9 protein-coding genes are annotated in these 13179 nt (G+C 44.2%); 8 read left to right on the top strand and 1 reads right to left on the bottom strand.

All coding sequences use genetic code 11. The features are described 5' to 3' along the window. Positions 1 to 231 precede the first annotated feature (231 nt). The 6 genes from NZ043_RS08985 (at position 232) to NZ043_RS08960 (ending at position 8530) form a co-directional block, all read left to right on the top strand. Complete coding sequence (locus NZ043_RS08985) at positions 232 to 2607, top strand: Ig-like domain-containing protein (RefSeq protein WP_339311546.1); 2376 nt, start codon at positions 232 to 234, stop codon at positions 2605 to 2607. A 361-nt stretch (positions 2608 to 2968) separates the two neighbouring features. Beyond that, positions 2969 to 5092: a 5'-nucleotidase C-terminal domain-containing protein gene (locus NZ043_RS08980; protein ID WP_339311544.1), complete on the top strand. Its 2124-nt coding sequence runs from the start codon at positions 2969 to 2971 to the stop codon at positions 5090 to 5092. 364 nt (positions 5093 to 5456) lie between these two features. Further along, positions 5457 to 6002 carry a 50S ribosomal protein L25 gene (locus NZ043_RS08975; RefSeq protein WP_133386390.1) on the top strand — a complete coding sequence of 182 codons (546 nt, stop codon included), beginning with the start codon at positions 5457 to 5459 and terminating at the stop codon, positions 6000 to 6002. A 417-nt stretch (positions 6003 to 6419) separates the two neighbouring features. Continuing rightward, positions 6420 to 7037, top strand: a complete 618-nt coding sequence (locus tag NZ043_RS08970; protein ID WP_133386389.1) for a hypothetical protein — start codon at positions 6420 to 6422, stop codon at positions 7035 to 7037. 319 nt (positions 7038 to 7356) lie between these two features. Next, positions 7357 to 7917, top strand: coding sequence for a DUF4303 domain-containing protein (locus NZ043_RS08965; RefSeq protein WP_339311541.1), 561 nt, complete (start codon positions 7357 to 7359; stop codon positions 7915 to 7917). A gap of 271 nt (positions 7918 to 8188) precedes the next feature. Beyond that, entirely contained in the window at positions 8189 to 8530 is a 342-nt protein-coding gene (locus tag NZ043_RS08960; protein ID WP_338589568.1) for a hypothetical protein, read from the top strand. Between the two features lie 84 nt (positions 8531 to 8614). Here the strand turns inward: NZ043_RS08960 and NZ043_RS08955 are convergent, their stop codons facing one another. Then, a complete protein-coding gene (locus tag NZ043_RS08955) occupies positions 8615 to 9337 on the bottom strand; it encodes a YheC/YheD family protein (protein ID WP_074096662.1) in 723 nt (240 codons plus the stop codon). A gap of 452 nt (positions 9338 to 9789) precedes the next feature. Between NZ043_RS08955 and NZ043_RS08950 the strand changes: the two genes are divergently transcribed. Together NZ043_RS08950 and NZ043_RS08945 are read left to right on the top strand one after the other, a co-directional pair. Beyond that, positions 9790 to 10884 carry a bifunctional glycosyltransferase family 2/GtrA family protein gene (locus tag NZ043_RS08950; protein ID WP_339311538.1) on the top strand — a complete coding sequence of 365 codons (1095 nt, stop codon included), beginning with the start codon at positions 9790 to 9792 and terminating at the stop codon, positions 10882 to 10884. Further along, positions 10884 to 13175 carry a glycosyltransferase family 2 protein gene (locus NZ043_RS08945; RefSeq protein ID WP_339311536.1) on the top strand — a complete coding sequence of 764 codons (2292 nt, stop codon included), beginning with the start codon at positions 10884 to 10886 and terminating at the stop codon, positions 13173 to 13175. Before NZ043_RS08950 ends, NZ043_RS08945 begins: the two co-directional genes overlap by 1 nt. Positions 13176 to 13179 lie beyond the last annotated feature (4 nt).

Raw genomic sequence — 13179 nt, 5'->3', positions numbered from 1 at the left:
TTTTCTATTAAAATCTTTCCGGGCGATAGTTGAAGGAATAAATGAATACTTTTAACTAGTCTCACTCTCGACTTGCAGTTAGTAGTTCTGCTGTGGCAAACGATTTATTTTTATTTGTGGATATAGGAATTTGGACGAATGTGTCGAATGATTGATTAGATTGAATTTGAGGTATTTCAAAGAGTTTCAGATGGTTTTTTTCATCCAGAGGAAAGATACGAGGAGGGTCATATGAATTTTGGCAAAAGGATAGGGAGCATGATTCTGGTCTTGTCTCTCATTACAGGACTGTTGTACTTAAAACCATCGGATAAGGTGTATGCAGCGGCTCCAACGTCAACAATCACAATGGATAATACGCTGCTGAGAATTGGCAGTACATCAAAGGTAACCTTTACGTTCTCGGAAGCGGTACAAGGGTTGGATTATGGAGACTTAACCGTTCCGAACGGCACACTGACTGCACCTGTCTCTTCTGATGGAGGCATTACGTGGACCGCAACTCTCACACCTAAACCCGACACTACAGATGCAACCAACGTCATTACTCTCGACAATGGGGGTGTGATGAATCAGGACCGTAGTGTAGGTATAGGAACGACCACTTCGAATAATTATGAGGTCTATACCGCTCGGCCAACGGCAACGATTGTTGTAGCCGATACAACACTGACCATTGGTAAGACATCACAGGTAACGATCACATTCTCTGAGGCCGTGACAGGTTTTACCGTCGCAGACCTTGCGGTGACGAATGGAACAATTCAAAATCTAGCCACCAATGATAATATTAGCTATACAGCAGAACTAACCCCGCCTGTAGGCATGACTGCTGGAACCAACAAGATTACACTCGATAATACGGGTGTGGAGAATCAAGGCGGCATTGAAGGCATAGGAACAACAGACTCAAATAACTTCGCAATCGATACAGTAAGGCCCACAGCAATGATTTTCGTAGCCGATGCTGCACTGACTGCCGGGAAGACATCGCAGGTTACCTTTACGTTTTCCGAAGCAGTTACAGGCTTTACCAATGACGACCTTACCGTTGCAAACGGTACCCTGAGTGCCGTTAGCTCTACCGATGGAGGCGTTACATGGACCGCGATATTGACGCCGACTGTTGGTATTACGGATGGAACGAATATCATTACGCTTGATAATACAGGCATCAGTGATGTTGCAGGCAATGCCGGAACGGGTACGACGGATTCGAATAATTATACGGTTTATACCGCCCAACCAACGGCAACGATTGTTGTAGCCGATACAACGCTGACCAGTGGCAAAACATCAGCGGTAACGATCACATTCTCTGAGGCTGTGTCGGGTTTTGATAATGCGGATCTGACGGTTGCGAACGGTACCCTGAGTGCTGTTCATTCATCCGATGGGGGCGTGACGTGGACAGCAACGTTAACACCTCAAGCTAACGTGAGCAAATCGGTCAATGTCATCACCCTTCAGAATAATGGAGTGTCCAACGGTGCTGGTAATGCAGGACAGGGTATAACGGAGTCCAATCCGTATTCAGTTTTCACTGTACAGCCCGTACAAACAACAAGTCCGAGTACTCCTTCTGCACCAACGGCTCCGATAGACAATACAGTCACTTCAACAACGGGTAAAATAACCGTTCCGGTGGGCAAATCAGGGTTGGTTAGCTTGGGCAAGGAGATTCAAATCTCAATTCCAGCAGGGGGATCCCCTCAAGAACTGACTTTATCGATTGATAAAGTATCTGATACCGAAACTCTGCTAAGAAATAAAGAGATTCTGGCCAGCCCAGTATTTGAGCTTCTAAAGAATTTTACGGAGAACTTCCTCAAGCCGGTAAAAATGACATTTACATTTGATTCATCAGGTCTTGAGAGTCATCATTCGGCAGCTGTATTTTATTATGATGAAGTGAATAAGGCATGGGAGAAAGTGGATGGCGGTATTATAAAAGGGAACCAAATCATAGTCGAGGTCAATCACTTTACGAAGTTCGCCGTCCTGGTTGTAGACAAAACCAGCGGAAAGCCTGTCTTGAATAATCCAGTTGAACCCACCACGGAACCTGGTTTTAGCGATATCTCGGGACACTGGGCTGAAGCAAGAATTAAACAAGCTTCAAGCAACGGCATCATCAACGGTTATCCGGATGGAACGTTCAATCCGAGGAAGAACGTCACACGTGCCGAGTTCTCAGTCATGCTGATGGGTGCGTTGAATTTACAAAAAACAGAAGTGGAACTGGTATTCTCAGATAAAACCGAGATCGGAACTTGGGCCAAAATGGCAGTCTCGCAAGCCGTGCAAGAAGGCATTATTAGCGGTTATCCGGACGACACGTTCCGGCCGAACGCCAATATCACACGTGCCGAGATGGTAGTGATGGTTGCTAATGCACTCAAGGTATCTACTACAGGCAATGCTACAACGTCTTTTGCAGATGACAAATCTATTCCTGTTTGGGCAAAAACCTCTGTGGAAGCTCTGAAGGAACTTGGTCTTGTAGAAGGCATGGGTAACAACGATTTCAAACCTAAAGCACAAACCACCAGAGCAGAGGCTGTTGTTATATTAATGAACATGTTAGATAAAACCAAAGTGGAATAGTGGTTAACGGAGGAGAAATATCTCTACCTTTATAGAACAGAAAAGTAGATTTGGGGGTTAGATGTACCCTTGAGACTGACTGCTGTGAATTATTAATATGAAGGAATAAAGGCACCCTGCAGGGTGTCTTTTTTTAGCCAGTGTACTATGTTGAACGTACCCAGTAGGTGATAGCGTAAGAAGAATTGAGCTGCGTGTCAGAGCAATAATAGTGAAGTTTTGGCTGAAATGTAACATGTCATGTTGCTGTTCTATCAATCTCTCAACTTTTTACATCAATTTTATATATTTAATGATTTTTATGAATTGAACTATGGTAAAATATCTCAGGATCTAAAATTGGAGAGGGGTTTTTTCATTCATGTTTTGGAAAAAAGTTTTGGGTAAAAGCACACTGCGTGTAGCTACTGCTGCACTATTACTCACGCAACTATTGGGCGCAGCGGGTTCTGTCTCTGCCGCAGGTAACGATGTAGAAGTTCACTTGATTGGAATCAATGATTTCCACGGTCAGTTAGATACCACATCAATCGTGGGTGATAAGAAGGCAGGAACGGCTCCAATTCTAGCAACCTATCTCAAAGAAGCTCAAGCCAAATATGAACACTCCCTACTCTTCCATAATGGGGACTCTGTTGGTGCATCTGCTCCAGCCTCATCTTTGGATCGTGACGAGCCTACCATGGAATGGATGAATATGATGGGCTTTGATGTAGGGTCCTTAGGGAATCATGAATTCGACCAAGGTGTCGCTGCTTTAAAGGCACAGATCTTTGGCGGCCTTGATCCAAAAGAAGGCAAAGTAACGCATGCCGGCGCAAAATTTGATTACGTCAATGCAAATGTGATTGAAACTGCCACAGGAAAAACATTGATTAAGCCCTATGTGATTAAAGAAGTAGGCGGAGTCAAAATTGGATTTATTGGACTAGTGACGAAATCCACACCTGCCAAAGTATCTCCATCTGGGACAGCTGGCGTACGTTTCTTAAGCGCAGAAGAAGAAGTGGAAGCCGTTAATAAATATGCTAAAGAATTGCAAGACCAAGGTGTAGAAACGATCATTGTTTTGGCACATGATCCAGCAACAACCAAAGAAGGCGTAACCACTGGAGAAGCAGCTGATCTGGCAAAAGCTTTACCGGCGGATTCCCCTGTTGACGTTATCGTTGCAGGTGACAACCATGCATTGGCTAACGGTGAAGTGAATGGAAAGTTGATCGTGCAAGCTTATTCCTATGGTACGGCGTTTGAAGATATCAAGCTGATGATTGATCCTGCCACCGGGGATGTAACTGAAAAATCAGCGACTGTTACAACGACTTTCCAAGAGGGTGTAAAAGAAGACCCTGAATCTTTAGCTATTATTAAAAAATCATTAGACAAGCATCCTGAGCTGACGAAGCCAGTAGGTACAACGGATGGTTCTGTTACCCGTACAGATGCTTATAATAACGAAGCCCCTCTAGGCAACCTCATTGCAGATTCAATGCGTGAAGCAGACTTTGGGGATGAGGCAAGTGCTGCTGACTTTGCATTTATGAATCCAGGCGGTATTCGTGCGGATCTGCCACAAGGCGATGTGACCTTTGCTGATCTTGCCAAAATCCAACCGTTTGGTAATACTCTAGTAAAACTTGAGCTGACTGGCGAACAGGTTAAAACCTTGTTGCAGCAGCAATGGGGTACCAATGCTGACGGTACACCTAATACCAAAACACTCCAAATCTCTGGTTTGAAATACACTGCAGATTTCAATAAGCAGGTCGCAGAACGTGTTACTGGTCTCAGTCTTGAAGATGGAACAACGATTGATCCTGCAAAAACATATACGGCTGTAGTTAACAACTTTATGGCTGCAGGTGGAGATAACTATAAAGTGCTGCTGGATGCTAAATCATCCTTGGCAGGTCCTATCGATCTGGATGTATTCTACCAGTACATCGTAGACACGTATAAAGGCGGTAGCATCGAATCTAAAAATGAAGGACGTATCACAAACCTGGCTGCATCTACTGAGCCAACAGAAACGCCTGTAACAACAGAAGTCATTTCTCGTGCTGAATTTGTAAGTGCTCTGGTCGACATGTTGAAACTTAACGAAGTAGCTACAGCACCTGCATTCAAGGATGTTGCAGCTAATGCTGCATATGCAGACGCGATTGTTGAAGCTACGCATGCTGGATTCATTCAAGGGTATGGTGGAAACTTCTATCCTGATCGGGATATCACGCGTGAAGAAGCTGCTACCATTCTTGCTAAATTGGTAAAAGATCAAGCTACTGATAAAGATGCTGCTACGATTATTGCTAGTTTCGAAGATGGAAAATCCGTGTCTGCCTATGCAATTAAACCTATGGCAAAACTGATTGACAAAGGTATTCTTGCTGGAACAGATAAAAAATCACTTCAACCTAAACAAGGTCTTACTGCTAACGATGCAAAAGCATTGATTGAAAAAGCTGTTGCAGCAAAAGCTTCATAATGTAGAACTTATTCAAACTTTATATTAATAGGGGCTCTTCCTGACAAAGGAAGAGCCCTATTAATATAAATACTAACAGCGGTTCTTCACCAGCAATACCTTTACTCATCTGTTCGATTACTTCGGGTTGATCGACAAAAGGATGTTTCTATGATAGGGTGGAGGCATCCCATAGGCATTCTACTCTTCGGAGTAGAGTGCCTTCATGTATATTATGGGAGCTTACATTAAATGTATTTTAAAATCAATTGGATCGTATATGGAGGTGGTGATGCTATGTTTCTCTCTTTAGCCCCAACAGGGGATGGTTGGATGAGTATGAAAAATGTGAAAATATCATTTAATAAAGAGGAGCGAACATAGCATGACTACTCGTTTTCAAGCGGAGACCCGCATTCCATTAAATTCTTCTCGACTTAAGAATCTACGTAAATCCGGGCGTTTGCCAGGTATTGTGTTTGGCAGAAATACGGAGAATGAGATGATTCATATTCCAACAATAGAATTTCAAAAATGGTTGAAGCATGGAGCGTCTGGTTTTATTGAATTACAGTTTGAAGAGAAAGGCTCATTGACCGTATTGTTGGAAGACCTCCAACGTGATTCGGTTACACGAGATTTGATTCATGTGGATTTTCAACAGGTGCAGACCAATGAGATCATGCGGACAAAAATTCCTGTCAAGTTCAACGGCACACCGATTGGCACAAAACAGGGCGGAGTCGTGCAAGTTCAATTATCTTCTATTGAAGTGGAGGCATTGCCGAGACACTTGCCAACGTCGATTGAATTTGACATTAGTGCTATGGAACTTGGAGAAACGTTACATGTAAGTGATGCAACGTTTGCTCCAGATGTAACGGTGATCTCTGAGGGGAATGAGTCTCTTCTCTCTGTAGTTAAACCTTAACAATTCCAAATTCGCAAAGCTGAATAAGTCAAAATTAGCCGTACGGGTGATCATCCGTACGGCTAATTTGTGCTGATCACGATATGTTGGCGTGCCCCCATCCTCACAAAGCGGGTAATCTAAAATTCACCTTACGTATGTCTTTTGCTCGCGTACAGGCGTAATGATCCTGATATTTCGCTACCCTTTCAAAGTTCATTCGCAAAATTCAGGTGTAAAGTAGGTAGACTCGGGACAGGTGATCACTATAATGGAAATAAGATACATATATAGTTGATATATAAGAATGGATGCGGATGAATTAACGCTCAATATAGAGATAGAGATAGAGATAGAGATGAGGAAGAGCGGTGAGTAAACCTGAACCGCTAAGGTCATTGGCATAACATTTCTAAACAGGGCGGTGAGCGAAAAGAAATGGACAAATTAAAGAATAGCGGATTCTATAAACTGAGATTCTTCATCACTCCTGAAGAGTTTAAAAGCCTTTTGCAGCTTTTAGAGCATCGGCAAGCGCAATTCTATCGTACCAATGCTACCCGAACAGAACATGATTATAGACAGGTGTACGAGGGGTATCAGACGTTCTATCAGTATTTTGTGGCAGGAGAAAAGAGAGATGACATCCATCCCTTCTTTGTTTACTCTATTTCTATTGCATCAGATCAAGAAAGTTCAGGATTTTTTGTGAGAAATGAAGAGGTTTCTTTTCCATATCACGGACAATGGGCAGAGGATGAACTGCCGTGTATCTTGCTTTCATTTCCGAAAGGTTTTCAAGTTAATTTGGAAGATGAAAAAGGAAAGTACTATATTTATGAGGATATCCGGGACCATAAGCCGCTGACCTATGCGTTTTTCGATGAAATAAGAGATTCTATCAAAAAAATGACCAAACCCCTTCGCTTCTCAGCCTATGATGCAGATGCGATGAAGGAGCAAAAGCCCTCTGTGCGTATAAGCCATGATGCAATGCACGACTTGAGCCAATCGTGGATAATCAGTAAATATGGACTTGTGATTCATGGCAAATAGGAGGGGGACGAAATGATGTTCGCCCTAAAGCTTACCTGTACCTGGGTACTGCTATTTGCCTCATGTTCAGCAGTATGGTGGAGTTTCAGAACAGAAAAGCTTATAACCATCTCCTGGCTGGCATTTTTGCTACCGGCTGTTTTCCAGCTAGCTACCGCTTTCCGGATCGGTCCAGGCCAAGCAAAGTCACTCATTGTGTTCGGCTGCATCAATCTGGTGTTTACTATCCTTGTGGGTGCGGGTGTTTGGTATCTAGTCCAAATAGCCAATTCATATCGAAGGGGCAAATGATCAACGAATGGAAAGGGGAACTCCACTCATGAAGCCAATGCAAGAAATAGAGACACTGGCCATAGAGATCGCCGCTGCCGCGAGAACGTCTTTTGGTGCTCTTTTTGAAAATGGGGAACGTTACTATTATTGTACGTTATACACTACTGGCGAGGGACATGCGCCAAGCATCTCTGCCTGGTCGTGGGAAGCTTTGGCGTTGGAATCGGCTAGGCAAGCAGAAGAAAGTGATACGCCGGTATCCACGATTGCGGATCTCATCAAATGGTCGTATGCGGATTCGCCCTATTGTTGTTTTGGGGATGATCACTTTGACGGTGTCAAACAACGATATAACGAGCGTCCTTTCATTGCGGAACTGGAGTATGATGATTGGGATCGCGAGTTGGATGTGAGGCTGAACGCCATGGAGCTGGCGATGAAAATGCTCGATGATGAAGGCATATTTGCCTTAAATCAACCGCGAGAGTCCGTATGTGTCCTTGTTGAAGTCATGCCGCCGGATAAGATCAATACCGAAATTGCCTTACGTTTGAATCGGGCGGAATCTCCGGCGATGCAAGCATGGTTGGCGGAGGCGGCAGAATAGAAGCATCTGCATTTGGGGAGTTTTGAACGTCTATGATTTATCGTTTCGACTCAATTTGCCCAATAAGATGATAGTGACAGTAGGTCTATAATTCGCGAACCACCTTTGTACAGTAAAGGGTGGTTTTTTCGTGTTTGAGTTATGACATCAAGCTACCAGTTTCCCTCTACTACTGTACAAACACACTTTTTCTACCTTGTCCACATTTATACCTCACCAAAACTATTTAATTGCATTTAATAGATTATCAATAAAAAAGGAGGTTTTGAGAATGGGAAATAGAAGACCTGGAGCACCTAGAGGTGGTTATGACCCTGTTCAGATCTATAACTCGACTTCGTTTAATGCGAGTGGAGTAGTGGAGTATGCATCCATTTTTTGTAGCAACGATAGATATAGTGTTCAGCGTGATGAGACTTGGAGATCTTCCGGCCGTGGTGTGTGCCTGGTAACTAGAATCACTGCGACGGTTAGAACACCGAGTGGAAATATTGAGGCTGAACCGTATACCTCTTCTGGTACTTCATACAGCCAGTTCGCCATTATACAGGTAGGGGTAAATCAGTTCCGAGTGACACGTGTTACAAGTGCGACTAGAAAATGCCGGAAATAACCGAAGAGGGTTAATATCAAGAACAGGTACTAAACAGGAAGAGACGACTGGCTATGAGTAACATGCTGGTCGTCTTCTTTTGCTTTAATGTTCTTTGTACCATAATATTCTGCGGTGCATCGAGGAATCTTTCAAAAGTCGGAAAGGCCGTAAGGCTGGTTGATAATTGCCTTCGATAATCCAAATTCGCCGTTTCTTGTCGATGGCTATATCGAATCCAACTTGTCTAAGCATAGGGTAATGCTCTCCCAATCGTTTGGCAGCTAATCGTGCAACTTGTTCCGCTCTGACAAGTAAGCGCCGATCTCCAATTCGAGCTAGTCTCAGTGCTTTAAGAACTGGAATGGGGCGGTTATTCACATTGGTGACTTGGTATCCTTGTGCAGCGACTTTAGCATAGGAACCTGTCACGTTCCAAGTGGACGAGGAACCCTTTTTGCGCTGAACCATGATCCGAATGTCGAACGGCCTGTGTTTAATTTGAGCAAGCTGCAGACGCTTTTGGACAATATATTCATCACTTTTGATTGTTTGTTCGAACCATTCCAGTAACTGCTCGTTGTCTCTCATGGTGACTGTGTTATTTTCATTTTGAATACGATAAGCATTTGCACCGCTTCGTTTAATGAACAGGATACCCCTTCCGTAACTGCCATTACGAGGTTTCAGTACAACGCTGGGATACTGAAGAAGCATCTTCGTTAGCGTATCCTTCTCAAGCAACTGTGTTTCTGGCAAACGTTCAGCTAGAGAGGGCTCATCGCGCAGAATGCCATACTGCAACCATTTGTCTCTTTCGAATAACATTGGAATCACAGCCTTTTTCAATCGTCTACGGTAATTCTAATTCAAATTCGTGATCCGCATAAGTGGCCATTCGTCCAGATTTGTAAGCCGATGCATGTCCAATCGGTCGATGGAGACAGAAGATGAACTTTTGCGAGAAATGACTGCATTCTGGGAAGGCGTTCATTCATGCTTTGAGTGGCTTCTGGAACCGCAGGCTCACTTCTATCACCACCGTGGATAACGGCATGCCATGCTGGTACATGTACTGAAACAAGAGCCAAATGTGAAATGGTTTGAGGAGTACTAGACTAACCTTCAAATAGTTCTTTTTACCTATAAATTAGCTTATAAAAAGCGAGACTTTTTTACTAATATATATACAGATTATTCGTTTACTGTATGTCTTTTCGATGTTATACTCACAATATTCAAAAAAATTGTTGAAATATGTCGAATTGAGGCTTATCAGGATGATTATAGGTAAACAAAACGGCGAAGCGATCATCCTCATTCCATCACTTGAACCGGATGAGAGACTTCCAACCTATGTACGGCAATTGCGAGAGTATGGCTTGACCAATATTGTTATTGTGGACGACGGATCGGGTGAGGCCTACCAGTCGATTTTTGAGGAGCTTCGTGAGAATGGTTGTGCTCTGCTAACACATGCGGAAAATCAGGGGAAGGGTGCGGCACTCAAGACCGGATTTCAGTATATTGCTCAGCAATTCGATGCATCTTCCTTCGTTGTAACCGCTGATTCAGACGGACAGCATGCAGCTGAGGATGTCTACCGTGTAGCCCAAGAAGCAAGGCTTCATCCAGACTCGTTGGTGCTCGGGGTAAGGAACTTCAGTGAGGGGAACATACCGCCAAAGTCCCTGTTAGGCAATCGGATGACCTCCTTTATTTTTGCCATGCTGTATGGTAAAAAGCTGTCAGATACCCAGACTGGGCTTCGTGCCTTCGGTCCAGGGTTACTTGCGTTTATGCAGGATGTTCGCGGTATTCGATTTGAATATGAGCTTCAGATGCTCATCTCGTGCATTCAGTCTGGCATACCGATTCATACCATGCCAATCCAAGTCATTTATGAAAATGGCAATGCGGGAACTCATTTTAAAGCAATCCAGGATAGTGCCCGGGTAATGGGTGTGTTGTTCTCCAATTTTCTGCGGTTCATTTCATCATCGGTGGCCAGTTCTGTTGTTGATTTGGGTATCGCCTGGTTTTTGATCGACGCGTTGCGGCCCATGTTGAGTGAGCAGCACTATCTAAGAATTCTGCTTGCAACCGTGATTGCGAGAGTGATTTCCATTGTAGTCAACTATGTACTGAACAGACATTTTGTATTCCGCAAGGAGGATAGCCAGGGAAGTCTATGGCGCTATCTGACGTTATGCGGAGTGGTGATCTTGCTTTCCAGTACCGGTGTATATATATTCCATACCGTTCTCTTCGTAGATGAGAAATTGGCGAAATTCGTCTGTGATGCCTTGCTGTTCCTGCTCAGTTTCCAATTGCAGCGAAGATGGGTATTTGCAGCAAGGAGGAAGCAGCTGTAGTGCAAAACGAAAAAAGGCAGAATATCTTTTTTGTCATCACGATGATCCTGATGTCGATTTATTTGGTATGGCGTACGTTCTTTACGTTGCCATGGGGTGAAGGCGTACTGAACGTCATTTTTGGTATGCTGCTGATTGTGGCTGAAGCGGTCACCGTACTGACAACCTTTGAATTATTCTTTCAAAAGATGCAAAAAGAACGTACACAGCTCGACTTTCCAATCGTTCCGCCGGAGTACTATCCGGATGTGGATGTATTTATTGCTACGCATAATGAGCCTGTTGATCTGTTATATAAAACCGTTAATGCCTGTACGTTCATGGATTACCCGGACAAGCAGAAGGTTCATATCTATCTCTGTGACGATGGAGCAAGACCAGAGGTAGAGGAGCTTGCCAGACAGTTTGGCGTGGGATATCTGGGGTTCCCCGGAAACAAGGATGCCAAGTCTGGTAATCTGAACAATGCACTGAGCAAAAGCTCTTCTCCGCTCATTGCAACATTTGATGCAGATATGATTCCACAGCACACCTTTTTGATGAAAACGGTCCCCTATTTCATGCTCTCCACGTTTATTAAGGAGAATGAAGTATGGCGTCTTCGCCGAGAGGACGAGATGGACCCTAAGTTCAAGCTTGGGCTGGTACAGACCCCGCAGAGTTTCTACAATCCGGATCTATTCCAGTTTAACCTGTATGCAGAGCAAGGCATTCCGAATGAACAGGATTTCTTCTCCAGAGAAGTGAACATCCTGCGTAATGCCTCCAATGCGGTAGCCTATACAGGAAGTAATACGATCATTTCCCGGCAGGGTATGGAAGACATCGGAGGTTTTCCACTCAATACGATCACCGAGGACTTCGAGACAAGCATCCGCTTGCAGCAGGAAGGTTATATTACCTATGCGACTCAAGAGGTTCAAGCTGCCGGGCAGACAACAACAACAGTGAAGAGCATGATTAAGCAGCGGATTCGCTGGGCAAGGGGTATTATTCAGAGCCTGCAGAATACGCGTGCACCCTTATCTGGGAAGCTTCCTTTCTGGACGAGAGTGACCTACTTAAGCAGTTTCTTATACTGGTGGTCCTTCTTTAACCGGTTGATTTTCATTTTGGCACCTATTTTATTTGCGTTATTCGACTTCCAGATTGTGAACACAACCTTCTGGCAGATCTTAATATTCTGGCTTCCATCTTATTTCTTCTATAGTGTATCCATGCGATATCTGTCCAGCAATATTCGGAATCAGCGCTGGAGTCAGGTTATCGATACCATATTTATGCCTTATCTGATCTGGCCGGTTCTCCTGGAGACGCTGGGTATTCGTGAGAAAAAATTCAAGGTTACCAATAAAAGCAGAGCAAGCGGTCGACAATGGATGTCTGCTCTGTTATATGCACTTCCGCATATCTTCTTGCTGTTACTATCCATTGCAGCCGTGATTCGGTATGTCAATGGCAAGTACGGCATTGCGCTGTTCTTCAGCAGTATCATTATTTTCTGGCTGATTCATAACATGATTGCGCTGTGTTACGCCCTGTTCTTCATGATTGGCCGCCGTGCGTATCGGGAGACAGAACGGATTCGGGCGCAGGAAGATGTCACGATTCATGACCAAGCCAACAATCTGCGATATCAGGCCAAGACGGTGGATGTATCCGAACAAGGGATTGCCTTTTATGTCCCTTATCCCATTTATTTGGCTGAGCAGAAGATCATCTCTCTGGTCGTCAAAACCGAGCGATATGAGGCGAACCTCGATGCAGTCATCGTTTATGTGAAACAGGATGGGGAGGGCTGGCGTTATTCTGCAACGGTTCAGCCGGTCGATGAGAATGATAACCGCCAATACATGCAAATCATCTACGACCGTAAACACTCATTGCCAGAGCAGATGAATCTGTGGGATACGGCTTATGACGATATGCTTCGCAATGTGAAAAAACGGATTGTTCAACCCAGATCGGATCAGCGAAAAATGCCGCGGCTTTCCCTTCAGCTTCCAGTTCATTTCACCAATGATGCTAGCTGTACGCTGCGCAGCTTCAATTATCGTTTCTTCTCTGCGACGGGATTTCATGGTGATATTGCGGCAGGAGCGGTCGTTACTTTTTATACGAAGAGTAATATTGAAGTCATTTTGCAACATACGGGAAAAACGACAGCCCGTGAGCGCGAAGTGCTTCTCTCGGTGGAGAATATCGATGATATTGTGGAGAAGGGCTTGATCGACCAATTGCTGACGGATCTGATTCAGCCACATTCCGATCGTGCCACCAGAGAGGGTTAGGAGA

The sequence above is a fragment of the Paenibacillus sp. FSL k6-2145 genome (assembly GCF_037976585.1).
In the GTDB taxonomy this organism is placed as follows: Bacteria; Bacillota; Bacilli; order Paenibacillales; family Paenibacillaceae; genus Paenibacillus.
This window is presented reverse-complemented; position numbering and strand designations above follow the sequence as displayed.

Bases quoted from the DNA above. Each gene is read 5' to 3' on its own strand.
- NZ043_RS08985 (WP_339311546.1), top strand. From the start codon at position 232: ATGAATTTTGGCAAAAGGATAGGGAGCATGATTCTGGTCTTGTCTCTC.
- NZ043_RS08980 (WP_339311544.1), top strand. From the start codon at position 2,969: ATGTTTTGGAAAAAAGTTTTGGGTAAAAGCACACTGCGTGTAGCTACT.
- NZ043_RS08975 (WP_133386390.1), top strand. From the start codon at position 5,457: ATGACTACTCGTTTTCAAGCGGAGACCCGCATTCCATTAAATTCTTCT.
- NZ043_RS08970 (WP_133386389.1), top strand. From the start codon at position 6,420: ATGGACAAATTAAAGAATAGCGGATTCTATAAACTGAGATTCTTCATC.
- NZ043_RS08965 (WP_339311541.1), top strand. From the start codon at position 7,357: ATGAAGCCAATGCAAGAAATAGAGACACTGGCCATAGAGATCGCCGCT.
- NZ043_RS08960 (WP_338589568.1), top strand. From the start codon at position 8,189: ATGGGAAATAGAAGACCTGGAGCACCTAGAGGTGGTTATGACCCTGTT.
- NZ043_RS08955 (WP_074096662.1), bottom strand. From the start codon at position 9,337: ATGTTATTCGAAAGAGACAAATGGTTGCAGTATGGCATTCTGCGCGAT.
- NZ043_RS08950 (WP_339311538.1), top strand. From the start codon at position 9,790: ATGATTATAGGTAAACAAAACGGCGAAGCGATCATCCTCATTCCATCA.